This window comes from Nocardia sp. NPDC051756, assembly GCF_040681495.1.
Lineage (GTDB): Bacteria > Actinomycetota > Actinomycetes > Mycobacteriales > Mycobacteriaceae > Nocardia.
The window spans coordinates 427,796-452,107 of sequence record NZ_JBFAYV010000005.1; the positions used below are offsets into that span (position 1 = coordinate 427,796).

23 protein-coding genes are annotated in these 24,312 nt (G+C 68.7%); 13 read left to right on the plus strand and 10 right to left on the minus strand.

The features are described from left to right. The first annotated feature begins 2 nt into the window (after window positions 1–2). The 4 genes from AB0M22_RS23945 (at window position 3) to AB0M22_RS23960 (ending at window position 3,218) form a co-directional block, all read left to right on the plus strand. Complete coding sequence (locus AB0M22_RS23945) at window positions 3–638, plus strand: SUMF1/EgtB/PvdO family nonheme iron enzyme (RefSeq protein ID WP_364731948.1); 636 nt, start codon at window positions 3–5, stop codon at window positions 636–638. Between the two features lie 145 nt (window positions 639–783). Continuing rightward, entirely contained in the window at window positions 784–1,758 is a 975-nt protein-coding gene (locus AB0M22_RS23950) for a hypothetical protein (RefSeq protein ID WP_364730792.1), read from the plus strand. Between the two features lie 146 nt (window positions 1,759–1,904). Then, entirely contained in the window at window positions 1,905–2,183 is a 279-nt protein-coding gene (locus AB0M22_RS23955; protein WP_150404621.1) for a hypothetical protein, read from the plus strand. Between the two features lie 66 nt (window positions 2,184–2,249). Continuing rightward, window positions 2,250–3,218, plus strand: a complete 969-nt coding sequence (locus AB0M22_RS23960; RefSeq protein WP_364730795.1) for a YafY family protein — start codon at window positions 2,250–2,252, stop codon at window positions 3,216–3,218. Between the two features lie 77 nt (window positions 3,219–3,295). Here the strand turns inward: AB0M22_RS23960 and AB0M22_RS23965 are convergent, their stop codons facing one another. The 3 genes from AB0M22_RS23965 to AB0M22_RS23975 form a co-directional block, all read right to left on the minus strand. Beyond that, complete coding sequence (locus AB0M22_RS23965) at window positions 3,296–3,826, minus strand: hypothetical protein (RefSeq protein WP_364730798.1); 531 nt, start codon at window positions 3,824–3,826, stop codon at window positions 3,296–3,298. A 175-nt stretch (window positions 3,827–4,001) separates the two neighbouring features. Next, complete coding sequence (cobN, locus tag AB0M22_RS23970; RefSeq protein WP_364730800.1) at window positions 4,002–7,613, minus strand: cobaltochelatase subunit CobN; 3,612 nt, start codon at window positions 7,611–7,613, stop codon at window positions 4,002–4,004. Between the two features lie 200 nt (window positions 7,614–7,813). Next, window positions 7,814–8,407, minus strand: coding sequence for a TetR/AcrR family transcriptional regulator (locus AB0M22_RS23975; RefSeq protein WP_364730802.1), 594 nt, complete (start codon window positions 8,405–8,407; stop codon window positions 7,814–7,816). Window positions 8,408–8,512: 105 nt separating this feature from the next. Here AB0M22_RS23975 and AB0M22_RS23980 point away from each other — a divergent pair, with 105 nt between their 5' ends. After that, a complete protein-coding gene (locus AB0M22_RS23980) occupies window positions 8,513–10,069 on the plus strand; it encodes an MFS transporter (RefSeq protein ID WP_364730804.1) in 1,557 nt (518 codons plus the stop codon). 148 nt (window positions 10,070–10,217) lie between these two features. On the opposite strand, the gene AB0M22_RS23985 is transcribed toward AB0M22_RS23980, so the two are convergent. Further along, complete coding sequence (locus AB0M22_RS23985; protein ID WP_364730806.1) at window positions 10,218–10,658, minus strand: nuclear transport factor 2 family protein; 441 nt, start codon at window positions 10,656–10,658, stop codon at window positions 10,218–10,220. Window positions 10,659–11,066: 408 nt separating this feature from the next. Between AB0M22_RS23985 and cobG the strand changes: the two genes are divergently transcribed. After that, on the plus strand, window positions 11,067–12,272 hold the full coding sequence (gene cobG, locus AB0M22_RS23990; protein ID WP_364730809.1) for a precorrin-3B synthase: 1,206 nt from the start codon (window positions 11,067–11,069) through the stop codon (window positions 12,270–12,272). A gap of 766 nt (window positions 12,273–13,038) precedes the next feature. Here cobG and ddaH read toward each other — a convergent pair. After that, window positions 13,039–13,881 (minus strand): dimethylargininase, encoded by an 843-nt coding sequence (ddaH, locus tag AB0M22_RS23995; protein ID WP_364730812.1) that lies wholly within the window; start codon window positions 13,879–13,881, stop codon window positions 13,039–13,041. Between the two features lie 138 nt (window positions 13,882–14,019). Between ddaH and AB0M22_RS24000 the strand changes: the two genes are divergently transcribed. From AB0M22_RS24000 to AB0M22_RS24020, 5 genes are all read left to right on the plus strand, one after another. After that, window positions 14,020–14,457 carry an Lrp/AsnC family transcriptional regulator gene (locus AB0M22_RS24000; protein WP_150404614.1) on the plus strand — a complete coding sequence of 146 codons (438 nt, stop codon included), beginning with the start codon at window positions 14,020–14,022 and terminating at the stop codon, window positions 14,455–14,457. 79 nt (window positions 14,458–14,536) lie between these two features. Then, on the plus strand, window positions 14,537–15,172 hold the full coding sequence (locus AB0M22_RS24005; protein ID WP_364730814.1) for a precorrin-8X methylmutase: 636 nt from the start codon (window positions 14,537–14,539) through the stop codon (window positions 15,170–15,172). After that, entirely contained in the window at window positions 15,169–16,950 is a 1,782-nt protein-coding gene (gene cobJ / locus AB0M22_RS24010; RefSeq protein WP_364730817.1) for a precorrin-3B C(17)-methyltransferase, read from the plus strand. Before AB0M22_RS24005 ends, cobJ begins: the two co-directional genes overlap by 4 nt. Before the next feature lie 32 nt (window positions 16,951–16,982). Continuing rightward, window positions 16,983–17,249 carry a hypothetical protein gene (locus AB0M22_RS24015; protein ID WP_364730819.1) on the plus strand — a complete coding sequence of 89 codons (267 nt, stop codon included), beginning with the start codon at window positions 16,983–16,985 and terminating at the stop codon, window positions 17,247–17,249. 72 nt (window positions 17,250–17,321) lie between these two features. Beyond that, the gene (locus AB0M22_RS24020; RefSeq protein WP_364730821.1) at window positions 17,322–17,852 is read left to right on the plus strand and encodes a PadR family transcriptional regulator; all 531 of its coding nucleotides are present in this window, start codon (window positions 17,322–17,324) and stop codon (window positions 17,850–17,852) included. Here AB0M22_RS24020 and AB0M22_RS24025 read toward each other — a convergent pair. The 4 genes from AB0M22_RS24025 to AB0M22_RS24040 all read right to left on the minus strand — a co-directional run bounded on the left by AB0M22_RS24025 (window position 17,838) and on the right by AB0M22_RS24040 (window position 21,532). Further along, the gene (locus tag AB0M22_RS24025; protein WP_364731951.1) at window positions 17,838–18,578 is read right to left on the minus strand and encodes a cobalt-precorrin-6A reductase; all 741 of its coding nucleotides are present in this window, start codon (window positions 18,576–18,578) and stop codon (window positions 17,838–17,840) included. The genes AB0M22_RS24020 and AB0M22_RS24025 overlap by 15 nt on opposite strands. After that, on the minus strand, window positions 18,575–19,198 hold the full coding sequence (locus AB0M22_RS24030) for a hypothetical protein (protein WP_364730824.1): 624 nt from the start codon (window positions 19,196–19,198) through the stop codon (window positions 18,575–18,577). Before AB0M22_RS24030 ends, AB0M22_RS24025 begins: the two co-directional genes overlap by 4 nt. A 78-nt stretch (window positions 19,199–19,276) precedes the next feature. Continuing rightward, window positions 19,277–20,617, minus strand: a complete 1,341-nt coding sequence (gene cbiE, locus AB0M22_RS24035; RefSeq protein ID WP_364730827.1) for a precorrin-6y C5,15-methyltransferase (decarboxylating) subunit CbiE — start codon at window positions 20,615–20,617, stop codon at window positions 19,277–19,279. 159 nt (window positions 20,618–20,776) lie between these two features. Continuing rightward, a complete protein-coding gene (locus tag AB0M22_RS24040) occupies window positions 20,777–21,532 on the minus strand; it encodes an SDR family NAD(P)-dependent oxidoreductase (RefSeq protein ID WP_364730829.1) in 756 nt (251 codons plus the stop codon). A 62-nt stretch (window positions 21,533–21,594) separates the two neighbouring features. Between AB0M22_RS24040 and AB0M22_RS24045 the strand changes: the two genes are divergently transcribed. Next, window positions 21,595–22,026 (plus strand): PPOX class F420-dependent oxidoreductase, encoded by a 432-nt coding sequence (locus AB0M22_RS24045; RefSeq protein WP_364730833.1) that lies wholly within the window; start codon window positions 21,595–21,597, stop codon window positions 22,024–22,026. A gap of 47 nt (window positions 22,027–22,073) precedes the next feature. Here the strand turns inward: AB0M22_RS24045 and AB0M22_RS24050 are convergent, their stop codons facing one another. Beyond that, entirely contained in the window at window positions 22,074–23,201 is a 1,128-nt protein-coding gene (locus tag AB0M22_RS24050; protein ID WP_364730836.1) for a Xaa-Pro peptidase family protein, read from the minus strand. Between the two features lie 136 nt (window positions 23,202–23,337). Here AB0M22_RS24050 and AB0M22_RS24055 point away from each other — a divergent pair, with 136 nt between their 5' ends. Further along, window positions 23,338–24,303: a 5'-3' exonuclease gene (locus AB0M22_RS24055; protein ID WP_364730839.1), complete on the plus strand. Its 966-nt coding sequence runs from the start codon at window positions 23,338–23,340 to the stop codon at window positions 24,301–24,303. Window positions 24,304–24,312: the final 9 nt, after the last annotated feature.

Below are 24,312 nucleotides of genomic sequence, written 5' to 3' on the forward strand. Positions count from 1 at the left end.
TGCTGGTCACCATCCCGGCGGGAACGGTGACGCTCGCGGATCGGCGCACCCAGCGCAGTTGGACGGTCGACGTCGCGCCCTTCCGGATGGCGGCGGTACCGGTCACGCAGGAGCTGTACGAGCAGGTCACCGGGCAGCAGCCCAGCAGCAGCCGAGGCGACCGGCTGCCGGTCGACAGCGTCTCGTGGTGGGACACGCTGCGGTTCTGCAATGCGCTGTCCGCCCGAGAGGGCCTGACCCCCGCGTATCGCCTCGACGACGAGAACGCCGAGTGGGACGACACCGCCGACGGCTACCGGCTCCCCACCGAGGCCGAATGGGAGCACGGGTGCCGTGCGGGCAGCACCGGACCGCGCTACGGCGAACTCGACGAAATCGCCTGGTACCGAGGTAATTCGGACGAGCACATGCACGAGGTCGGCGGCAAGCGGCCCAATGCCTGGGGCCTCTACGACATGCTCGGCAACACCTGGGACTGGTGCTGGGACATCTACGACGCCGAAATCTACGGCTCCTACCGGGTATTGCGCGGTGGCGGCTGGTTCGACGAGCACTGGAGCTGCCGCGCCTCGGTGCGCCGGCGCAGTCACCCGACGCTGCGACTCGATGACGTCGGATTCCGGGTCGCGCGTTCCTGATTCGCCGCGAAACCCGGACTTCGGTTGCAGCCGAATAGCTTTCACCGACGTGGAGGTCCAGGTAGGGTGACCCCCAGGCCGCACCGTCGCGGCGAGACACTGTCTCGATAGTGGATCAGCCTCTGCCGTAGGACGGTTCCGCACGATGAGCAATACCAGCGACGTCGTTGTCCTGACCGATCACAGTTCCACCGAAGGCAGTGCGGGTCAGCTGGCCCGTGCTGTCGAAGTGGTCACCGGCGCCACACCGCTGATGCTGGACGCGAGACATTTCTACGACGGCGGCGATGGCGCATTGCGACTCGGTAGTCGGCCGACGCTGGTGATTCCCGCCCAAGACCTCGAGGTGGAACCGTCCGCCCTCGTCGTCTACGAAATACCACCCGACGATCGGCACCGATTCACCCGCTTCCAAGCGGCTGTCGCCCGCAGCGGCATTCCCTGCCTCGGCACCGACGCGCAGGCTTGGCGAAATGCCACCGACAAACGGCACACGATCGATCGCTTCCGCGCCGTCGGCCTTCCCCAGGCGGAGTCGATCGTCCTCGATCGCCCGACCCTGGCCACCGCCCTGACCGCCTTCGACCGGCTCGGCCGCAATGTGTGGACCCGCCCGGCCGTCGGCTTCGGCGGACGCGACGTCTTCCACGTCACCACCGCGGCACAACTGCACGCCGCGTGCGAGCACTACCGGCGGACCGGCAGCGGTTGGCTGCTCACCCGCGACGCGCACAACTTCGACGAACACGGCCGACGCCATCAGTACCGCGTCGTCGTGCTCGGCGAACGGGTCTTGCGGGTGTGTGAACACGTCCAGCCCGACCCGGACGCCCCCTGCAACGAATCGCGCGGCGCGATCTCGACCGTGCTCGCACCCGACGCCCTCCCGCAGCACCTCCGCGAACTCGCCGTGCGCGCGACAGCATCGGTCGGGCTACCGTTCGGCGGCGTCGATCTGGTGCCTGAACGCGGCGGCGCGGTGTTCGAGGTGAATGTGCATCCCGTGCTCGACGTTCCGCAGGGCTTCGAAACGGTGGCCGTTCCGTTCGTGCTCGCGCACCTCACCGAGGCCGCTGCCGGAATTCCACCGCGGCTCGAATCCCTGCGCCCACACCGCTGATCGGACATTCCCGACAGGTTCTTCCGTACGCTCCACGAAATCGCCGACGCCGCACATACTGTCCGGTACAAGCATGGCTATCACCCAGACAACGCGCCAGGGCCGGCTCGAGCAGCCGCCACATCAACCCCGAAGCGAGCGTATTCATGGTCATCTTCGCTGTGCACGACGCCCTCCTCGCCCAGATCGGCAATCCGACCCCGGAAGCCCCGCCGGTCTCGGACAAGATCTTGCAGATGGTTCGCTACCTCACCTGGCTGGTGCTGCTGTCCGGGGTCTGCGGAATCACCTACGCCGGTGGACGATTCGCGTGGGAGAAGTGGCAGGGCGGCCCGCTGGACTCGCCGAAGATGATCGCCGGGGCAATGATCGGCGGGGTGGTCGCCACGAGCGCGGGCACGATCATGAACGCGGTCGTCGGCTGAGCGAGCGCTGCCGGGGCGGATCGATCGCGGAAGGATTCCTTCCGCGATTACTGCGATGATCGACGCATGTTGGAGACTTCCGCGCGGCTGCTTCGACTGTTGTCGCTGCTGCAACTGCGTCGCGATTGGACCGGGCCGGTTCTCGCCGAGCGCCTCGGGGTGTCCACCCGCACCGTCCGCACCGACATAGAGCGATTGCGGACCCTCGGTTACCCGGTGCACGCCACTCCCGGTGTCGCGGGCGGCTATCGGCTCGGCGCGGGCTCCGCGCTGCCGCCGCTGCTGCTCGACGACGACGAGGCCGTCGCGGTCGCGGTCGGCCTGGCCACCGCGGCCAACGGTGCGGTCACCGGGATCGAGGAGACCTCGGTGCGGGCGCTGGTGAAGCTTCAGCAGGTGCTGCCGTCGCGACTGCGTAATCGGGTGCAGGCGTTGACTTCCGCGACCGTGCACGTGCCCGGCGTGGGCAAGCCGACGGTCGACGCCGCGGTGCTCACCGCCGTCGCCGGCGCGATCCGCGCGAGCGAGCGATTGCGGTTCGACTACGAATCCCATTCCGGCACACCGTCACGTCGCGATGTGGAGCCACATCGGTTGGTGCACTGGCGCGGTCACTGGTATCTGGCCGCGTGGGATCCCGGACGCGGCGACTGGCGCACCTTCCGGGTGGATCGGATCACGCCGAAGACGCCGAACGGTCCGCGGTTCACGCCGCGCGAGGTGCCGGAGGCGGAGATCGCCGAGCGGGTGCAGCGCGGGGTGGGCGCGGCGACCTGGCGTTATCGCGCGGCGGTGCGCATGGCCGCGCCGGCCGACGAGATCCGGGTGAGGCTGCCGGCTGCGGTGACGGTGGAGCCGGACGGGCCGGAACACTGTGTGGTGCAGGTGGGTTCGGACTCGCCGCAACTGCTCACGTACTACCTCGCCCTGGCCGATGTCGAGTTCGAGGTGCTGGACGCCCCCGAACTGGCCGAACAGCTGCTGGCGACCGCCGAGCGATTCCGCCGGGCGGCCGGAAAACCCGGCACACCATAATGCGCCGATAAAGTGAAACCCGGCCGGACCGGCGGAATACGCCGATCACGGCCGGGCCGGCACTTTCGCAATTCCCGCTAGGGCTGGTTGGCACCCGCGATGCCGCCGATGATTCCGCCGATGATGCAGCCGGGGATCGCCCCGACAATGGCGAAGATCAGGCCGATCAAGAACCCGATCGCGCAGCCGATCAACACCCCGGCCACGGTGGTGCCCGCGTCACCGATGAACTGCGGCGCGCCCGGCTCCGGGCTCGCCGCGCCGACCGGCGTCAGCGTCAAAGTGGTTGCGGCGGCGTTCACTTCCGGCGCGACCCGCACCTGCTGTCCGGACACCGACTGCATCGTGGTCGGCACACTGGCGACCACCGACCCGTCCGGCGCCAGCACGGAGACGCCCTGATCAGGCGTCAGCACGAACTTCCCGGAGGCCAGCGTGAGCGTCGCGCTCGAGTGGTCGGGCGCGACCGCCGCCGTGTAGGCGACGCCGTGATCGACCCCGTTGAACGCGGCGTCGGCCACTTCGGCCTGACCGTGCGCGGTGGCGGCCGCGACACCCGTGGCGGCAATGGTGAGTACCGCGGTTGCTACGAATTTCCTGATATTCATAAGGCTTTCCAATCATCTAACCGATTCGATTGGCGTTTCCCCGAAAACGACCAAGGAACACCATCGATCATGCTCCCCGGACAAGAGAGTTGTCGAGAGAATTAGGCAGATCGAATTGCCTTGCAAGGTCAGGTAATTCGTAACTCCCCCGATAATTGGGGGGTTGATTTTCCGGCTATTCCAATTCCCCTTCCGTCTCCAGGTAGACCTGACGCAACCGGTCCAGCGTCGCCTGCTCCGGATGCTCCCAGAGGTCTCGCTCGGCGGCCTCCAGCAGCCGCTCGGCAATGCCGTGCAGCGCCCACGGGTTGGACTGCTCCATGAACTTGCGGTTCACCTCGTCGAAAACGTAGCTCTCCGCGAGCTTCTCGTACATCCAGTCGGCGACCACGTTGGTGGTGGCGTCGTAGCCGAAGAGATAGTCGACCGTCGCCGCCATCTCGAACGCGCCCTTGTAGCCGTGCCTGCGCATGGCCTCGAGCCAGCGCGGGTTCACCACGCGGGCGCGGAAGACCCGGGAGGTCTCCTCGGACAGCGTGCGGGTGCGCACCGCGTCCGGGCGGGTGCTGTCGCCGATGTAGGCCTCGGGGTTCTTGCCGGTGAGCGCGCGCACGGTGGCGACCATGCCGCCGTGGAACTGGAAGTAGTCGTCGGAGTCGGCGATGTCGTGTTCGCGGGTGTCGGTGTTCTTGGCCGCCACCGCGATTCGGCGATAGGCGGTGCGCATGTCGTCGGCGGCGGGTGCGCCGTCCAGGTCGCGGCCGTAGGCGTAGCCGCCCCAGGTGGTGTAGACCTGCGCGAGGTCGTCGTCGGTGCGCCAGCTCTTGGAATCGATGAGCTGCAACAGGCCCGCGCCGTAGGTGCCGGGCTTGGAACCGAAGATGCGGGTGGTCGCGCGGCGGGCGTCACCGTGCTCGGCCAAGTCCGCATCGGCGTGCGCGCGAACGTAATTCGACTCGGCGGGCTCGTCGAGTTCGGCGACCATCCGCACCGCGTCGTCGAGCAGGGCGAGCACGTGTGGGAAGGCGTCGCGGAAGAAGCCGCTGATCCGGACCGTGACATCGACACGCGGACGGGTCAATTCGTCCAGCGAGATCACCTCGAGCGTGGTGACCCGGCGGCTCGCCTCGTCCCACACCGGCCGAACACCCAGCAGCGCAAGCACTTCGGCGATGTCGTCGCCGGAGGTGCGCATCGCCGAGGTGCCCCACACCGACAGGCCCACCGAGCGCGGGTACTCGCCGTGATCGGCCAGGTAGCGCTCCAGCAGCGAATCCGCCATGGCCTGACCGGTTTCCCAGGCCAGGCGCGAGGGGACGGCCTTCGGATCGACGGAGTAGAAGTTGCGGCCGGTCGGCAGGACGTTGATCAGGCCGCGCAGCGGTGAACCGCTGGGGCCCGCGGGGATGAAGCCGCCGTTGAGCGCGTGCAGGACGCGGTCGATCTCGACCGTGGTCTGGCGCAGGCGCGGGACGACTTCGGTTGCGGCGAAACGGAGTACGGCGCGCACGTCCGGCAGGGTGGAGTCGGCGTCGATCGACGCGGCGAACTCGTCGACGAGGCGGTCGACCGAGTCCGCGGACCAGTCGGTGGCCTGCAATGCGGCGACCAGGCCGCGGGCCTGCTCCTCGACGACGTCGACTCGGTTACGCACCTCGGTGCCGGACTCGTCCAGCCCCAATGCTTCGCGCAGGCCGGGCACGTTCCGCTCGCCGCCCCACAGCTGGCGCGCGCGCAGCATGGCGAGCACCAGGTCGACCTCGCTCTCCCCGGCCGGCGCCTGGCCGAGGATGTGCAGGCCGTCGCGGATCTGCACGTCCTTGATCTCGCACAGCCAGCCGTCGACGTGCAGCAGCATGTCGTCGAAGACGTCCTCGTCCGGGCGTTCGGCGAGGCCGAGGTCGTGGTCCATCTTGGCCGCGCGCATCAGCGTCCAGATCTGCTGGCGGATGGCGGGCAGCTTGGCCGGGTCGAGGGTGGAGATGTTGGCGTGCTCGTCGAGCAGCTGCTCCAAACGCGAGATGTCGCCGTAGCTTTCGGCGCGGGCCATCGGCGGGATCAGGTGATCGACCAGGGTGGCGTGGGCGCGGCGCTTGGCCTGGGTGCCCTCGCCCGGGTCGTTGACCAGGAACGGGTAGATCAGCGGCAGGTCGCCGAGCGCGGCGTCGGTGCCGCAGGAGGCGGACATGCCGAGCGTCTTGCCGGGCAGCCACTCCAGGTTGCCGTGCTTGCCGAGGTGCACCATAGCGTCCGCGCCGAAACCCTCGGGAGCGCTGAGCCATCGATAGGCGGCCAGGTAGTGGTGGCTGGGCGGCAGGTCCGGATCGTGGTAGATCGCGACCGGGTTCTCGCCGAATCCGCGGGGCGGCTGCACCATCAGCACGACATTGCCGAAACGCAGTGCGGCGATGACGATCTCGCCCTTCGGGTCCGCGGAACGGTCCACGTAGAGCTCGCCGGGCGGCGGGCCCCAGGATTCGACGATGGCCTCGCGCAGGTCGTCGGGCAGCGTGTCGAACCACGCGGTGTAGGCCGCCGCGCTGATCCGAATCGGGTTGCCCTCCAGCTGTTCCGCGGTCAGCCAGTCCGGATCCTGGCCGCCCGCGGCGATGAGCGCGTGGATGAGGGCGTCGCCGTCCTGCTCGTCCAGGCCGGGGATCTCGCCGGGCGCGCCGAGGTCGTAACCGGCGGTGCGCATTTCGGTGAGCAGGCGGATCGCGCTGGCCGGGGTGTCCAGGCCGACGGCGTTGCCGATGCGGGCGTGCTTGGTCGGGTAGGCCGACAGCATCAGCGCGACCCGCTTGCGCTCGGCGGGGATGTGCCGCAGCCGGGCGTAGCGCGTCGCGATGCCGGCCACCCTGGCCGCGCGCTCGGCGTCCGGCACGTAGGTGGACAGGCCGTCGGCGTCGAACTCCTTGAACGAGAACGGGACCGTGATGATCCGGCCGTCGAACTCGGGGACGGCGACCTGGGTGGCGACGTCGAGCGGGGACAGGCCGTCGTCGTTGGCCGCCCACTGGGCGCGGCCGCTGGTCAGGCAGAGGCCTTGCAGGATGGGCACATCCAGGTCGGCCAGCGCGCCGACGTCCCAGGCCTCGTCCTCGCCGCCGGCCGACGCGGTGGCGGGCTTGGTGCCGCCCGCGGCGAGCACGGTGACCACCAGGGTGTCGGCTTGGCGCAGTGTCGCAAGCAGTTCCGGCTCGGCGGTGCGCAGCGAGGCGCAGTACAGCGGCAGGGCGCGCGCACCCGCGGCCTCGATCGCGTGGCAGAGGGCGTCGATGTAGCCGGTGTTCCCGGCGAGATGCTGTGCGCGGTAGTAGATCACCGCCACGGTGGGCTGATCGGCGATCGGCTCGGCCGAATCCCGTTCCAGCACACCCCAGCTCGGCAGCTGCACCGGCGGCTCGAAGCCGTGGCCGGTGAGCAGGACCGTGTCGGAGAGGAAGTTGTGCAGCTGCCGCAGGTTCTCCGAACCGCCGGCGGCCAGGTAGTTGTGCGCGTCGGCGGCGACGCCGCCGGGCACGGTCGAGCACTCCATCAGCTCCGCGTCCGGCGCGATCTCGCCGCCGAGCGCGACCATCGGGATGCCGCTGGCCCGGATCGCGTCCAGCCCGTCCTCCCAGGCGCGCTTGCCGCCGAGGATGCGCACGATCACCAGATCGGCGCCGTCGAGCAGCGCGGGCAGGTCGTCCACGAGCAGTCGAGCGGGGTTGCCCCACCGGTACTCGGCGCCGCTCGCACGGGCGCTCAGCAGATCGGTGTCGGACGTGGACAGCAGCAGAATCACAGGTGACGGCCTTCCTCGGGTTACGCGCCCATCGGGGGTTGCTGCTCAGCTACCGGGGTCGGCAGCCAGCGGAGCTGGCGGGGTGGGTAAAACCCAGAGGGTCTGGCTTTTCACAGTGGCGCGACCGCACCGGATTTCCACCGGTTTCCTCGTCGCCCGCCGAGCATGCAGATGCTACCTGCCGCGCCGAGGGGTCCGGTTCAGGCGGTCGCCGCGCGGGCCGCGAGGAAGTCGTCGACGATGCGGGCGCAGTCGGCGGGGGTGGCGTGCTCGATGCCGATCAGTTTGGCGAACACGATCGGGCCGACGAGTTGGGTGAGCGCGAGTTCGAGGTCGAATTCGCCGAGCTGAGCGCGGACTTCGGGGGTGTCGAGCAGTTCGTCGAAGGGTTCGCGGTACTGCTGGAGCAGCCGGTGCCGCAGCGACGAGAGGGCGGGACCGGTGTCGCCGTGCTCGGTGCCGGTGGCCAGCCAGGCGAGGGTGGACAGTTGCAGCGGCGCCTCGTTCACGACTTCGGCTTGCCTGCTGAGCAATTCGATCAGGCGGTCGCGCAGCGGCCCGGCCGGCGGCGCCTCGATGACCGGCGGCAGCAAGCGTTCCAGGGTGGCGGCGCGCAGGTGCATGGCGTTGTCGAAGTGCCGGTACAGCGTGGTCTTGGCGACCTTGGACGCGCGGGTCACCGCCTCGATGGTGACCGCCTCGACGCCACCGGATTTCAGCAACGCGGCCGCGGCGTCGAGCAGTCGGGCGCGCGAGCGCACCTTGCGCGGGTCGACGTCCTCTGTCGGGGTCATGGGTCGAAGCATTCCTTTTCCGCCGGGGCTATCGCCACTCACCAGACTTATGCTACTGATAGTAGCGTAGCGATACTGGTAGTTCTGTTACGACTGGAGGGCTCGATGGATTCCACGCGATTGTCCGCGGCCCAGCGGTGGATGTTGGGGCTCTCCTGTTCTGCGGTGGCGTTGGTCGTTGCGTCGATGGCGGCGCTGTATACGGCGTTGCCGGAGATCGCGACGGCTACCGGTGCGTCGCAGCAGCAGCTGACCTGGATCGTCGACGGGTACACGTTGGCGTTGGCCTGCCTGGTGTTGCCGGCCGGCGCGCTCGGGGATCGGTACGGACGGCGGGTGGTGCTGGTCGTCGGGTTGTTCGTATTCGCGGTGGCTTCGGCGACGCCGCTGGTTTTCGACAGTCCGACCTGGCTGATCGGCTCGCGGGCGGTTGCCGGGGTGGGTGCGGCGCTGGTGATGCCGTCGACGTTGTCGCTGCTGACCGCCGGTTTTCCGGAGTCGCGGCGGGGCAATGCGGTCGGGTTGTGGGCCGGGGTCGCGGGGGCGGGCGCGGTGCTCGGGATCGTCGGTTCGGGACTGTTGCTCGAGCGGTGGTCGTGGGTGTCGATCTTCCTTGCCATGGCGGTGGCCGGGGTGGTGCTGATGATCGCGGGGTGCACGATTCCCGAATCGGTCGATCAGGAGCGGCCCGCGATGGATCTGTGGGGTGCGGTCACGTCGGCGGCGGCGGTCGGGTCGATCGTGGTGGCGGCGATCGAGGCGCCCGCGCGGGGGTGGCTGGATCCGCTGGTGATCGTGATATTCGTCGGCGGGGTGCTGGCTGCGGTGGTCTTCACCGTGATCGAATTGCGGGTCGCGCAGCCACTTTTGGATGTTCGGCTGTTCGGCAGGCGCGGATTCGCGGCGGGGACGATGTCGGTGACCGTCCAATTCCTGGTCACCTTCGGGGTTTTCATGCTGCTGGTGCAGTTCTTGCAGCTGATTCTCGGGTATCGGCCGTTGATCTCGGCGTTGGCGATGGCGCCGATGGTTGTTCCGCTGGTGGCGATTTCGGCCGTCGCGCCGTGGGTGGCCGAGCGGGTCGGGTTGCGGTTGCCGACGTTCGCCGGGCTGGTTGTGCTCGGGGTCGGGTTGATCGCGGTGTCCCGGTTGACCGTCGACAGTAGTTATCTCGATCTGCTGTGGCCGCTGCTGGTGATGAGCACCGGGCTCGGATTGTGTACTGCCCCAGCGACTGCCGCCATCATTGCGGGGACGCCGGTCGAAAAGCATGGTGTCGCAGCGGCGGTCAACGATGCTGCTCGGGAGATCGGGGCCGCGATCGGGATCGCGGTGGCGGGCAGCATTCTTGCCGCGGGGTACACCGATCGGATCGGGCCCGCGCTCCCCCGGCTGCCCGAGGCGGCGCGTGGGCCGGTGTCCGATTCATTGGCTGCGGCACTGCAAGTCGCCGATCGGGTGGGGCCGCAGGCTCAGCCGCTGGTCGAGTTCGCCAAAGCGGCGTTCATTCACGGCGCGCAGCAGTCCTGCCTGGCGCTCGGGTATCTGGCGTTCGGTGCGGCTGTCCTCGTTGGCATTTGGGCGCCGGGGCGACCGCGGTCCAGCGCGGACCCTGATCCGACGCCGGAGCGAGCGTCGACACGCCTCACTACCAAGCGCTGATCGCAGGACCGATCGGCCACGACTCGCGGAAGAATCCGATTCGGGTGAGCCTGCGCGACAGTCGGAGTCGAATCAGCAGCAACCCTGGAGCGGACGGAAGCGGAGTCACGTCGCCCCTCGGAGCGGGGTCGACGCGACTGCGACCGAATCAGGTCAGGTCGGCGTTTCCGTCGATGACCTTGAGGTGGTAGTGGAACTTGTTGACCCGCCAGCCATTCGGGGTCCGCTCGGTGGCGATGTCGTAGCTGCCGACGAACGTGCGGGTCTTGCCGTTGGTGGCGGAGTTCTTCACGTGCACAGCGATTGCGTCCGCGTGCACCGTGGCGGTGTCCTCGGCCAGATCGATCAGGTGGTTTCCGGACTGATGGTGGACCTCGTCCAGGTCGCTCAGACCGACTCGCCAGTCCTCGACGATGTCGGTGGCGTCGCGCTCGCCGGTCGGGCCGCCGAATCCACCGTCGAAGTCGACCTTCGGGGTGAAGACAACGTCGACCAGGTCCTGCCAGCGGGCTTGATCGGTGTAGACGAACATCCGGGTGACCACGTCGATGATCGCGAGCCGGTCGGCCAGGGTGGAGATTTCAGACATATGTCTCACACTAGCGATCCGCCCGAACCCGCACACCTGCTTATTTCCCGCACACCGAATCGCCGCACCGACACGCGCGCGGATGTCACAAGGTATGCGGGAGTTCCGCACACCCTTCGAGATGGTCGCTGCGGCGCGCAGGGTCCGCCGCGCGACCCGACGCAAGTGGTCAGCTCACATCAGCACAACTCGACAACACCACCCGCGACCTCACACTTCGTCACCCGACGACTTGACGTACCGAGCGCGCTCTTGACGAATGTTGCAGCCTGCGTCAAGAACATGCTCGGTACGTCAGGTCGGCATCCGCTGTGCAGGTGAGGAGCGGGCGGTGGGATGGGTTTGTCTGTGGGGTGGGCGAATGCTCGCTGGGTGGGTGGTCGGTGGGGTACGTACCCTGGGTGGACTATGACTCGACGTGTTCCGGATTCCTGTCCCGGTGTGCTGCGGCTGCACGAGGCGGCCGATGGGCCGCTGGCGCGGATAAGGGTGCCTGGCGGGCGGGTGGAGCCGGGGCAGTTGGTGGCGCTGGCGGAGGCGGCGCGGGAGCTCGGGGACGGGAATATCGAGCTGACGTCACGCGGGAACATTCAGTTGCGGCAGGTGCGGGATGCGGGTGAGTTGACGGGGCGGCTCGAGGCGGCGGGGTTGTTGCCGAGTCACAGCCATGAGCGGGTGCGCAATATTGTCGCGTCGCCGTTGTCCGGGCGGATCGGTGGTTCGGCGGATGTGCACGGGTTCGTTCCGGTCCTCGATGCCGGGTTGCTGGCCGCGCCGCGGCTGGCCGAATTACCTGGACGGGTGCTGTTCACGCTGGACGACGGGCGCGGGGATGTCAGCGGTCTCGGCGGCGATATCGGCGTACATGCCACGGGGACAGACGAATTCGCGTTGATCCTGGCCGGGCGTGATTCCGGGATTCGGATCTCGGCGGCCGATGCGGTGGATGTCATGCTCGCCGCAGCGCACGGATTCCTCGACCTGCGTGGTGACGAGGCGGGCCGATGGCGGCTGCACGAGATCGCGGACGGGGCCGATCGGGTTGCCGAATTGCTCGGCCTCAACCGTGGCGCCGACCGGGTGGAACTCTGTGCGGCCCAAGATATTCCGATCGGCTGGCTGGATCAGGACAACGGCTTGGTCAGCCTGGGCGCCGGCGTGCGCCTCGGCTCCCTCCCCGCCCGCACCGCTGAATTCATCGCCGCCGTCGAACGTCCCGTCTTCATCACCCCGTGGCGCAGCCTCGTCCTCCCCGACCTGGACGAATGGACCGCCGAACAGGTCGTCCGCGTACTCGCCCCCATGGACCTCATCTTCGACGCCAACTCCCCCTGGCTCCAGGTCAGCGCCTGCGCCGGCCGCCCAGGTTGCGCGAAGTCCCACACCGACGTCCGCGCCGACGCAACCGCCGCCGTCGAATCCGGCCGCGTCCTCCCCCCCAACCCGAATCCCTCTACCCAGCAAGACCTCCCACTACTCCCCGCAACCGAGGTAACCGTCGCCGGCCGCCAACACTGGTCCGGCTGCGACCGCCGCTGCGGCCGCCCCCGCGGCACCGTCACCGACATCGTCGCCACCGAATCCGGCTACCACCAGTCTTCGACACAGCCCTGACCAGGCCGAATCGGCGACTTCGCAATCATCGCGCACCCCCTCACGCCCTGACGATCCCCTGCCCTGCGCACATTCCGGCCGACCACCGCACCCGGGTCGCACGGCCGGGAGCGAGTTGCACTGCCCAGGTACAGGTCGCACCGCCCGCGTGCGGGTTGCACTGGCGTCGCCGCGGGCCGCACTGCCAGGCGCGGGTTGCACCGCCGGGTACGAGTTGCACTGCCCAGGCACAGGTCGCACCACCCACGTGCGGGTTGCACTGGCATGGCCCTACCGGGCGCGGGTCGCACTGCCCGGGCGCGGGCCGCACTAGCGGGCGCGGGGCTGCTGCCGAGATAACCACCGCCGCATACCTTCTGATTTCCCGCATACGGAATCGCATGCAATTCGATGTGCGGGAAATCAGGAGGTATGCGGCGTCGACGGTGGCACCGCGTTGGTTGCCGCTCGGCGCGAGTCGTGGGCCCACAGCCCCTCGGCCGCCCGTGGACGCTCGCTACCCGGTCCGGATATCAACTGTCGTCACGACAACGGGCACATGGGGCGGCGCGGTGGACAACTGCATCGGGGTGTGCCGAGACTCGGGGCGGCGGAAGACTGAATTCACCACGGCACATGATGGCGGCGTCGCCCGGCAGCGGGCCGCCACCATGTGCCGTTGGCCGGAAACGCTGCGCACCACCGGGCGTTTCCGTGATCAACGGGATGTGGTGGTGGAGTCGGCCTAGTGACGCCGCCAACCGTGTCCCGTTGGAGAACGGTAGTGCTACTCGTGGATTTCCAGGGTGCAGCACTTGACGCTGCCGCCGGCCTTGAGCAGCTCGGACATGTCGATGCCGATGGGGTTGTAGTCGCGGGCGCGCAGTTCTTCGGTGAGGGCGGTGGCCTTGTTGCTGAGGAAGACGTTCAGGCCGTCGGAGACGCCGTTCAGGCCGAGGACCTCGGCGTCGGCGTCGGTGGCGACGATGGCGTCGGGGTAGAGCTCGGTGAGCACCGCCTGGCTGGCGGGGCTGAAGGCGGGCGGGAAGTAGGCGATGGTGGTCGGGTCCAGGGGCAGCAGGACGGTGTCGAGGTGGTAGAAGCGCGGGTCGACCAGCTCCAGTGACACCACCTCGCGGGAAAAGTGTTGCGCCACTTCCTGATGCGCGGCGGGCGAGCTGCGGAAGCCCATGCCGGCCAGCATCCGGTCGCCGACCAGGAGGAAGTCGCCTTCGCCCTCGTTGATCTCCTGGGCGTCGACCAGTCCGGCCAGGCCGTGCTGGGCGAACCAGTTGTGATAGGCCGGGCCCTCGGCGGCCCGCTCGACGTGGGTGAACCTGGCCGACATCGCGCGGTCGCCGACGATGAGGCCGCCGTTGGCCGCGAACACCATGTCGGGCAGGCCGGGGACGCCGGGCACCACGTCGACCTTGTGCCCGTACTCCTCGTAGGTCGCGCGCAGCGTTTCCCACTGCAACAGGGCGAGGGCGGGGTCGACCGGCGCATCCGGATCCATCCACGGATTGATGCAGTAGGTGACGTCGAAGTAGTCCGGACGGCACATGACGAACCGTCGCGGCGACGGCTTACGGGTGGTGGACTCGGCGCGGAGGGTGGCTACGGACGTCAACGTGTCTCCCGGTGGGTCGGCGCGAACTTGCTGCTCACACGACCGTAATTCGCCTACTATTGCGCCAGGAACAACGAATCGTTGCGCATTTGGCCCCCGGAACATCGAATCGTTGTGGAGCGAGGAAGCAGGTGTGACGTGGACGACATCGACCGGCGGATTCTGGAGCACCTGCTCAGACAGGCACGGGCCTCGTTCCAGGAAATCGGCAGCGCGGTCGGCCTCACCGCGCCCGCGGTGAAACGGCGCGTCGACAAGATGGTCGCGAGCAAACAGATCACCGGATTCACCGCGCTGGTGAACCCGGCGGCCATGGGTTGGAAGACCGAGGCGTACGTCGAGGTGTACTACCGCGACAACATCTCCCCCGCCGAACTGCGCCGCACCCTGGAACCGATCCCGCAGATCGTGGGCGTGTGGACCATCGCAGGCGAGGCCGACGCCCTGGTGCACGTCATGGCCACCGACATGGCCGAGATCGAGGTCACCGTCGAACGCATCCGGGAGAACGCCCGGGTCGGCCGCACCCGCAGCTCGATCGTCATGTCCCGCATCCTCGAACGCCCCCGCACCTGATCGCCGCCGCAAACGCGAACCGGATACTCCGGCGACCCGCGCCGACCTGGCCGGGAACCCACCTCTTAGGGTGGAGCGCATGTCCGACGTGCGTGCCAGCTACCTCACCGACGGGGCCGAGATCTATCGGCGCTCGTTCGCGATGATCCGCGCCGAGGCGGACCTCAGCGGGTTTCCGCCGGACGTGGCGCAGGTGGTGGTGCGGATGATCCACGGGTGCGGTCAGGTGGATCTGGCCGAGGACGTGGCGTTTTCGCCGGGGGTGGTGGCTTCGGCGCGGGCGGCGTTGCGGGCGGGGGCGCCGATTCTGTGTGATGCGAACATGGTCGCGTCGGGGGTGACGCGCAAGCGGTTGCCTGCGGACAATCCGGTGCTCTGCACGCTCACCGATCCACGGGTGCCGGAACTTGCTGCGACGCTGGGCAATACGCGTTCCGCGGCGGCGCTCGAACTGTGGCGGGAGCACCTCGGCGGTGCCGTCGTCGCGATCGGGAACGCGCCGACCGCGCTGTTCCATCTGCTCGACATGATCGACGCGGGCGCTCCTCGGCCCGCAGCCATCCTCGGTATCCCGGTCGGCTTCATCGGTGCCGCGGAATCCAAGGATGCGCTGATCGATTTCGGTGGCATCGAGTACCTGACCGTCCGCGGCCGACGGGGTGGCAGCGCGATCACCGCCTCGGCGCTGAATGCGATTGCGAGCGAACAGGAATGACGGACGGTACGCAGGCGTTCTCCGAATCAACAACGCCGCCGGGGAAATTGTGGGGTGTCGGGCTCGGACCCGGCGATCCCGAGCTGGTTACGGTGAAGGCGGCACGGGTTATCGGCCAGGCCGATGTGATCGCGTTCCACAGCGCTCGGCACGGGCGGAGTATCTCCAAAGGGATTGCGGCGCCGTACATGCGAGCGGGGCAGCTGGAGGAGCACCTCGTTTATCCGGTGACCACCGAGACCACCGACCATCCCGGTGGCTATCAGGGTGCGATCGATGAGTTCTACGAGCAGGCCGCGGAGCGGCTGGCCGGGCATCTGGCGGCCGGGCGTTCGGTGGCGCTGCTCGCGGCGGGTGATCCGTTGTTCTACAGCTCCTACATGCACATGCACCGCCGGCTGGCCGACCGGTTCGAGGCGGAGATCATTCCGGGCATCACCTCGGTGAGCGCGGCGTCGGCGGCGCTCGGCACCCCGCTGGTCGAGGGCGAGCAGGTGCTGACCATCCTGCCGGGCACCATGCCCGTCGACGAGCTCACCCGCCGGCTCCGGGACACCGAGGCCGCCGCCATCATGAAGCTCGGCCGCACCTACCCCGGTGTGCGCCAGGCGCTTTCGGATTCCGGCCGGCTCGACGACGCCTACTACGTCGAACGCGCCAGCAGCACCCGGCAGCGCGTTCTGCGCGCCGCCGACGTGGACGACGCGGACGTCCCGTACTTCTCCATCACCCTCGTCCCCGGCCCGACGCCGACCACCCCGCTCCCCCGCGTCGAAGCAGAACCCGCTGCGGCACACCAGGACTCCGAGACCAGAGAATCCGGCTCAGCAACAAAGCATCTCGCCACACGGCCCGAAAGCGGCGCTGTCGAACGGCCAGTTCGAGTCCTCGCCGCCGACGCCCGAGGTGGCACTGGCGACCGTCCAGGCCGAGCGCTCGCCGCTGCCCAAGGCAGCACTGACGACCGGCCTCGCCGAGCGCCCGCCGAAGCCGCACCGGACAACCCTCCCGGCCAGGTCGTCGTCGTCGGCCTCGGCCCCGGCGCGGCCGAGTGGACGACCACCGAGGTGCACGAAGCACTAGCCGACGCAACAGATCTCGTCGGTTACACCACATACCTGAACCGCGTGCCCGAGCGCCCCGGCCAGCGCAGGCACGCCAGCGACAACCGCGTCGAGTCGGAGCGCGCCGCCATGGCCCTGGACTTGGCCAGCCGCGGCGCACGAGTCGTGGTGGTCTCGTCTGGCGATCCCGGCGTCTTCGCGATGGCGGCGGCAGTGCTCGAGGAGGCCGCCGATCCCCAGTGGCATGGCGTACCGGTGCGGGTACTGCCGGGCATGACCGCGGCCAACGCGGTGGCCAGCCGGGTCGGTGCGCCGCTGGGACACGACTACGCGATGATCTCCCTCTCCGACCGCCTGAAACCGTGGGAGGTTGTCGCCCAACGCCTTTCCGCCGTGGCCGCCGCGGACATGGCGATCGCCATCTACAACCCCGCCTCCTCGCAGCGCACCTGGCAGGTCGGCGCCATGCGCGACCTGCTGCTCGAGCATCGCAAGCCGGACACGCCCGTGGTGCTCGGCCGCGATGTGGGCGGTCCGACGGAGTCCGTGCGGGTGGTGCAGCTCGGCGAACTCGACCCGGCCGAGGTCGACATGCGCACCCTGCTGATCATCGGCGCGTCCACCACCGCAACCCAGGAAACCGACCGGGGGGTCCGCGTTTACACCTCGCGACGCTACGCCCGCACAGGCGACGCACCCTCGCCGGACGCGTAAGATCTCCTGACGCACTGACGATTGGAGGGATCTTGGCCGCGACACTGTCGGAGCTGACGCTGCGCGCCCGAGCCCTGGAGGCCCGAGCCACCGCCGGCGAACAAGCCCTCGACGAGCAGGGTGACGTCCTCAGCGAACTCGCGGCACTCACGAGGAAAGCGCTCGACGGCATCGACCGGATCGAGGAGCGGACCGGGAAGATCGAGGAAGACCTCGTCGAACTGCGCCTGGGTCAGGCGCGATTGGAAGAGGGCATGGCGCTGGTGCTGGCCCGTCTCGATCAGCTGGCCGGAAAGTAGGCCGGCCGCCGATCCGGCGCACGTTCGTATAACATTCCATTATGGAAGGTTGAAGGCGAAGGGAGCAGTCGGTTGACGAAAACCGCGACCAGCCGCAAGCCGTTGAACTCCACGGCCGCGTCGCTGCTCGGATTTCTGCACGAAGGACCGATGTCCGGCTGGGACCTGGTAGCCAAGGCCCAGGAGCGCATCGGCGACTTCTGGACGATCACGCAAAGCCAGGTCTACCGCGAACTCGCCACGATGGACGCGGCCGGCCTGGTCGAAAAGGGCGCACCGGGCGCCCGGGAGCGCACGCCCTACCTGATCACCGATGCCGGCCGAGAAGTGTTCCTGGAGTGGATCGCTCGCGACCCCGGCGGCGAGAACATCCGCTTCCCCCTGCTGTTGACCCTCTCCTTCGGCGACCACCTCGATCGCCCTCATCTCGATCGAATCATCGCCGCCAACCGGGAGATTCACCAGACGCGACTGAGCAAGTACCTCGACGAGGACCCGACCGACCTGCCCGCCTACGCCCGCGCCACCCTGGATTTCGGCATCGGGTACGAACGCGCGGTGCTCGATTGGTTCGATCGCCTGCCCGAGCTACTCGGCAGCTGACCTCAGCCAATCCCATACCTGCGCAACGTTTTCCAGGATCGCCGCACCCTCAGGAAGCGGGGGGCGGTCGATCATGACAACGGGCAGTCCCGCCGAACGAGCGGCGGCCAGCTTGGCGTCGGTTTGATCGCCGCCGCTGTCCTTGGTGACGAGTACATCGATGCGCCGGTCCGCCAACAGCCGAGTTTCGTCTTCGAGCGCGAAAGGCCCACGGGCAAGCAGTAATTCGTGCCGCGGCGGGAGCAAGCCCGCCGGTGGATCGATGGCACGGATCAGAAACCACGGCCGGGTCAGCTCAGCGAAAGCGCCGACACCCTGACGACCGATGGTCAGGAAGATCCGATCCCCCAGTTCCCCAACGGTCTTCGCCGCGGCGGCGAGATCGGGCACCCGAATCCACCGATCGCCGGATTGCGCCGACCAGCCGGGTCGCCGCAGATGCGCGAGCGGCAAGCGCAGATCCGCGGCGGCCGCAGCGGCATTCGCGCTGATACTGCCCGCGAACGGATGGGTAGCGTCGACCACGGCTTCGATCCCGTTGTCCACCAACCATTTCCGCAGGCCTTCGACCCCGCCGAAGCCGCCGACGCGCACCGCGCCGACCGGCAACAAGGGGTCACGAACGCGACCGGCGAGCGAGGAGACGATGTCGAATCCTTGCTCGCCGGAAGCGATGGCGGCCAGTTCCCGGGCTTCCCGGGTACCGCCCAGAATCAGGGTTTTCAGGGCTGGCCGCTGAAGTAGGCGATGCCCGCGTTCAGCAGCGACGGTCCGCCCGCGACGGCCAGGCCGATGATCGCGCCGAGCACGGCACCGGGCAGGATCCCGACACCGAAGAACAGGATGCCGATTGCGGCGCCGATCAATCCGCCGACGAGCGCGCCGAGCGAGGCCCGCTGCAACTCGGCGAAGAACCAGTCCTGCGCGCCGATGAACTCGGCGGCGACCGGCGCGTTCGCGTTCGGCGCGACCTTCGGGGTCAGGGTCAGCTGCTTGGCGTCGTCGGCGACGGTGGCGGCGATCTCCACCTGCTCGCCCTTGACCGACTGGGTCAGCGGAATGCTGGTGACGGTCTGGCCCGCGGCGTTGGTCAGGGTGACCGACTGCTGGTCGGCGGCCAGGCTGAACGCACCGCCGGTGACGCTGGTGACGACGGACTTGCCCGCGTCGGCCAGCTGCAACGCGTAGCTGACGCCCTGGTCCTCGCCCTTGACGGACGGGACGGCGGCGGTCTGATCCTGCACGGCGGGCGGCGCGGGTGCGGGCGCGGCATACGCTGTGCCCGCGCTGACTCCGGTGGCGGCGATGGCCAAAAGTGCGGTGGCGGCGAACTTCTTGTATTTCATCTATCTCCCCATCAGGAACCGGATCTCCGATCATGACCGGAACTCGGCCCCGACCCTACCCGCTGGGGTGAACCCGTTTCATTCGTGGACCTCATTTTGCGGGTCCGCACTGTGCAGTTTCACAACTGAAAATTGCGTGACGGGCAGTTGCGGGCGCCAGGTCGTGAAGGATCCCAACGGCTCCGCGCGATATATTTGGAATTTCCGCAATGTGCCGCCGTGCGTGGCCGCCCAGCTGAGCAGCAGCGATTCGGATTCCGCGGTCACAGCATTCACCACGAGCCTGCCGCCTTGTCGCAGCTGCGACCAACATGTCTCCAATAGGCCAGGCTGAGTGAGTCCGCCGCCGATGAAAATGGCGTCGGGAGCGGGTAATTCGGTGGGCCGGCCCAGTTCCGTGCCCGGGCGCGGCGCAGCGACCCGGCCCGACTCAAACGCCCGACCCAACTCGGCGGCCTGACGCAATTCGGCGGAAACCTCGCCACGTACCTCCACCTGCGGGACGCCGAGTGCGGTCGCGTTATCGGCGATCTGGCGGCGTCGGTGTTCGAGTCGTTCGAAAGTGATTGCGCGGCAGGTGGGGTGGATGCGGCACCATTCGATGGCGATACTGCCGGAGCCGCCGCCGATGTCCCACAGCAGTTCTCCGGGGGCGGGTGCCAGCGCGGCCAGGGTCAAGGCGCGCACCTCGTTCTTGGTGAGTTGACCGTCGCCGGCGAACAGTTCGTCCGGTAGGCCGGGCAGTCGCGTCGCTCGGATGCGGTCCGGGTCGGCGACACATTCGAGCGCCACGATGTTCAGCGGATCGCCGGCCGGGCGCTGCCATTGCTTGGCGATCCCCGCCTCGACTCGCTCCGCCGGACCGCCGAGCTGCTCCAGCACGGTCAGCGCCGAATCACCGAACCCATTGCGCCCCAACAACTCGGCAAGCCGGCCCGGTGTCTGTTCATCGGCACTGAGCACCAGCACCCGCCGACCATCGACCAGTTCCGGGATCACCGACTCCAACGCGCGCCCCACAACACTGACCACCGGCGTCTCAGCGACTCCCCACCCTAATCTGGCGCACGCCAACGAGACCGACGACGGCTGTGGCAGTATCCGAAGCGACCCCGCGCCCAGTAACCGCGCCAACGTCACCCCGATCCCATAGAACATCGGATCCCCGCTCGCCAGCACGCACACCCGCGCCCCGGCAAACCGCTCGAACAACCCGGGCAGCGCAGGCACCAGCGGCGACGGCCACGCCACTCGCTGCCCGTCCGAATCATGTTCCGGCACAAGCGAAATCTGCCGCGTAGACCCTAAAAGCACCTCCGCAGTGGCGATAGCTTCTCGCGCCTGCCGCCCGAGCCCGTCCCATCCGTCAGCCCCGATCCCGACTACCGCCACTGGCGGACCGGACCACAAGCCCGTCATCGCGGCCCACCGCGGAGCGCGTCCAGCGTCCACCCAACCGCTACCAGTCGACCGGACCACGGCACCGTCATGAGCGTCCACCGCACAGCACGCTCAGCGTCCCACCGTTCATCGGCGCTGACTCGTGCCCTGCCCGGCCCGCACCTCCCTGCCGGGCACTCACCGGGGCATCCGACGCCAGATCGCTTGGGGCAGTAGGCGCATCCCGAAGAACACCGGGCGGAGGATGCGGGGCGTCCAGACGACTCCCGCGCGCTGGTGCAGCCCCTTGACCACGGCGGCGGCCACCTGATCCGGGGTGCTGGAGAACGGGGCCGGGTCCATGCCCGCGGTCATCCGGCCGATGACGAAGCCGGTGCGCACCAGCAGGAGGTGAACACCGGTGCCGTACAACGCATCCGCGAGTCCGCTGGCGAAACCGTCGAGGCCGGCCTTCGCCGAGCCGTACACGTAGTTGGCCCGGCGGACGCGCACACCCGCGACCGAGCTGAACACGACGATCTGCCCTTCCCCTTGCGCGCGAAGCAGATTCGCGAGCGTGGTGAGCACACTGACCTGGGCGACGTAGTCGGTCTGCACCACGGCGATCGCGTGCGCCGGATCCTGCTCGGCCCGCGCCTGATCGCCGAGCACGCCGAACGCGACCACCGCCACGCCGATCTGCCCGTACTCGGCGGCGATCTTCTCCAGGAAGGCCGGATGGCTCGCCAGGTCGTCGGCATCGAACTCGACGCAGTGCACGGCCGCCGCGCCGCCGTCGGTCAACGCCGTGACCTGCTCGCTCAGGTCCCCGCTACGCCGCGCGGCGAGAATGACCACCTGCCCCGGCGCCAGCCGCCGCGCCACCTCGAGCCCGATCTCGCTGCGCCCGCCGAGCAGCAGCACCGTCCCCTCCGCAATCCCTCGCAATCCCATGCGCTAAGTCTGACATTGCGCCCGTGCAGAGCTTGCCGAAGGGCGGCCGCTACGGTCGGGGGATGGCGACCCAGATCGTGGAGCTTTCCCCCACAGCGCTCGAGTTCGTGACCGAACGGCACCTTGCGACGTTGACTACGTTGCGCGCCAACGGAACCCCGCATGTTGTCGCGGTGGGGTTCACCTGGGATCCGGAAGCGGGCATCGCCCGGGTGATCACCGACGGCGGGTCGACGAAGGTGCGCAACGTGCGCCGGGGCAGTTACGCCGCGGTCAGCCAGGTCGAGGGTCGTCGGTGGCTGACGCTCGAGGGCCCGGCGACGGTGCTCGATGATCCGGAATCCGTCGGCGAGGCCGTCCAGCGCTACGCAGGCCGCTACCGGGTCCCCCGCGAAAACCCCACCCGAGTGGTCATCGCCATCCAGGTCCAGCGCATCCTGTCCAGCTCCACCCTGAATGCGCCATCGGCCGACAGCTCAGCCCAACCGCAGTAGACAGAAACGCGCCCGCTCGGACTCGAGCGGGCGCGTTCCAGGTTCGATTACAGAACCGTCAGCCCGTGCGGCCGCTGGTTCATGGATTCACACCCGTCCGCGGTGACCACGACGATGTCCTCGATGCGCGCGCCCCAGTCGCCGCGGAAGTAGATGCCGGGCTCGATGCTGAACGCCATGCCCTGTTGCAGGACGAGGTCGTTGCCCTCGACGATGTAGGGCTCCTCGTGCACCGACAGGCCGATGCCGTGGCCGGTGCGGTGCACGAAGGCATCGCCTAAACCGGCCTCCTTCAACACATTTCGGGCAGCGGCGTCGACCGACTCGGCGGTGACGCCGGGGCGGACGGCGGCCACCGAAGCGGCCTGGGCCTGTTCCAGCACCGCGAAGCGGGCCGCCCGCTTCGGGTCGGGCTCGCCGAGGGCGTAGGTGCGGGTCGAGTCCGAGTAGTAGCCGGGGTCGACCGGGCCGCCGATGTCGATGACGACGATGTCGCCGGATTCGATCCGTCGCTCGGAGTCGTGGTGGTGCGGGTCGGCGCCGTGCGGACCACTGCCGACGATGACGAACGCGGCCGCGGTGTGGCCCTCCTCGACGATGGCGGCGGCGATGTCCGCGCCGACCTCGGCCTCGGTGCGGCCGACCTGGAGGAACTCACTCATCCGCGCGTGCACCCGGTCGATGGCGGCGCCCGCCCGGCGCAGCGCGTCGATCTCGGCGGCGTCCTTGATCATGCGCAGCTCGCGCAGCACGGGGGTGGCGGAGGCGGGCAGGCCGGTGAACGACTCGGCCAGCGGGATCAGGTGCAGTGCGGGCATCGCGTCGGCCACGGCCACGCGCGAGCCGACGTGCAGCGCGGACTTCACCACGCCGTACGGATCGACCCCGTCGACCCAGTCCAGGACCTGCAAGCCGAGTTCACCGGCCGCGGAGGCCTCGAGCGAGGCGAGTTCCAGCTTCGGGATGACGACCGACGGTGTCGCGCCGTCGGCAGGAATAACCAGGCAGGTCAGCCGCTCGAAGGACTCGGCGGCGGACCCGATCAGATAGCGCAGATCCGGGCCCGGAGTGATCAACAGGGCGTCCAGATGGGCGGCCCGCATCAGCTGCACCGCCCGTTCCAACCGCTCCCCGTAAATGTCCGCCGCGAACCTGGAATCCGTATGCGAGCTCATTCATCCGACGTTACCTGTCCGAGCCGCTCGGACGTACCCGAGTACCCCCACTTCACTTCGCAGATCCGCACCGTCTTCGCATGCACCGCCGCCGGATCGGCCGGGGTTTGTCGGGGGCGGGAGGTAGCCTCAGCGCGTGACTTCTGCTGCGACTTCAGGTGGACCGCTGTTGCTCCTCGACGGGGCGAGCCTGTGGTTCCGTGCCTTCCACGCGATCCCCGAGAAGATCACCGCGCCGGACGGGCGGTCGGTCAACGCGCTGCGCGGGTTCACCGACATGGTCGCCTCGCTGATCACCAAGCATTCGCCGAGCCGGCTGGTGGTGTGCCTCGATCTGAACTGGCGGCCGGACTTCCGGGTCGAACTGGTGCCGTCGTACAAGGCACACCGGCTCGATACCTCCGCGGATGCCGGGCCGGGCGCCGAGACGGTGCCGGACACGCTGACCCCGCAGGTCGACATGATCCTCGAGGTGCTGGAGGCGGCCGGGATCGCCACCGGCGGCGCCGACGGGCTGGAGGCCGACGACGTGCTCGGCACGCTCGCCACCCGCGAGACCAAAGACGAGGTGGTGGTCGTCAGCGGCGACCGCGATCTGCTGCAACTCGTCCGCGATACCCCCGCGCCGCCGGTGCGGGTGCTCTACGCGGGACGCGGCCTGGCCAAGGCCGAGCTGTTCGGCCCGGCCGAGGTCTCTGCCAAATATGGTGTGCCGCTGGAGAATGCGGGCCGCGCCTACGCCGACCTCGCCACCCTGCGCGGCGACGCGTCGGACGGACTGCCCGGGGTCGCGGGCATCGGCGAGAAGTCCGCGTCGCTGCTCATCACCCGATTCGGTTCCCTGGAAGCACTGGTCGCCGCCGTCGAAGACCCCGACGCCGACCTCGCCCAAGGCATCCGCGCCAAACTCCGTGCGGCAGAAGACTATTTGAAGGCGGCGGCCCCGGTCGTCCGCGTGGTCTGCGATGCCGACGTGGACCTCTCCCGCCCCGACACCCTCCCCACCACCCCCGCCGACGAGGATCGCCTCCGCGAACTGGCCACCGCCTACAACGCGGAAAGCCCCGTCACCCGCCTCATCAAGGCCCTCGCCACCCGCTAGGCAGGGGTT

What these genes read in the sequence shown, in the direction of transcription:
- AB0M22_RS23950 (WP_364730792.1), top strand. Translation starts at nt 784, where the DNA reads ATGAGCAATACCAGCGACGTCGTTGTCCTGACCGATCACAGTTCCACC.
- AB0M22_RS23955 (WP_150404621.1), top strand. Translation starts at nt 1,905, where the DNA reads ATGGTCATCTTCGCTGTGCACGACGCCCTCCTCGCCCAGATCGGCAAT.
- AB0M22_RS23960 (WP_364730795.1), top strand. Translation starts at nt 2,250, where the DNA reads ATGTTGGAGACTTCCGCGCGGCTGCTTCGACTGTTGTCGCTGCTGCAA.
- AB0M22_RS23965 (WP_364730798.1), bottom strand. Translation starts at nt 3,826, where the DNA reads ATGAATATCAGGAAATTCGTAGCAACCGCGGTACTCACCATTGCCGCC.
- AB0M22_RS23975 (WP_364730802.1), bottom strand. Translation starts at nt 8,407, where the DNA reads ATGACCCCGACAGAGGACGTCGACCCGCGCAAGGTGCGCTCGCGCGCC.
- AB0M22_RS23980 (WP_364730804.1), top strand. Translation starts at nt 8,513, where the DNA reads ATGGATTCCACGCGATTGTCCGCGGCCCAGCGGTGGATGTTGGGGCTC.
- AB0M22_RS23985 (WP_364730806.1), bottom strand. Translation starts at nt 10,658, where the DNA reads ATGTCTGAAATCTCCACCCTGGCCGACCGGCTCGCGATCATCGACGTG.
- cobG (WP_364730809.1), top strand. Translation starts at nt 11,067, where the DNA reads ATGACTCGACGTGTTCCGGATTCCTGTCCCGGTGTGCTGCGGCTGCAC.
- AB0M22_RS24005 (WP_364730814.1), top strand. Translation starts at nt 14,537, where the DNA reads ATGTCCGACGTGCGTGCCAGCTACCTCACCGACGGGGCCGAGATCTAT.
- cobJ (WP_364730817.1), top strand. Translation starts at nt 15,169, where the DNA reads ATGACGGACGGTACGCAGGCGTTCTCCGAATCAACAACGCCGCCGGGG.
- AB0M22_RS24030 (WP_364730824.1), bottom strand. Translation starts at nt 19,198, where the DNA reads ATGAAATACAAGAAGTTCGCCGCCACCGCACTTTTGGCCATCGCCGCC.
- cbiE (WP_364730827.1), bottom strand. Translation starts at nt 20,617, where the DNA reads ATGACGGGCTTGTGGTCCGGTCCGCCAGTGGCGGTAGTCGGGATCGGG.
- AB0M22_RS24040 (WP_364730829.1), bottom strand. Translation starts at nt 21,532, where the DNA reads ATGGGATTGCGAGGGATTGCGGAGGGGACGGTGCTGCTGCTCGGCGGG.
- AB0M22_RS24045 (WP_364730833.1), top strand. Translation starts at nt 21,595, where the DNA reads ATGGCGACCCAGATCGTGGAGCTTTCCCCCACAGCGCTCGAGTTCGTG.
- AB0M22_RS24050 (WP_364730836.1), bottom strand. Translation starts at nt 23,201, where the DNA reads ATGAGCTCGCATACGGATTCCAGGTTCGCGGCGGACATTTACGGGGAG.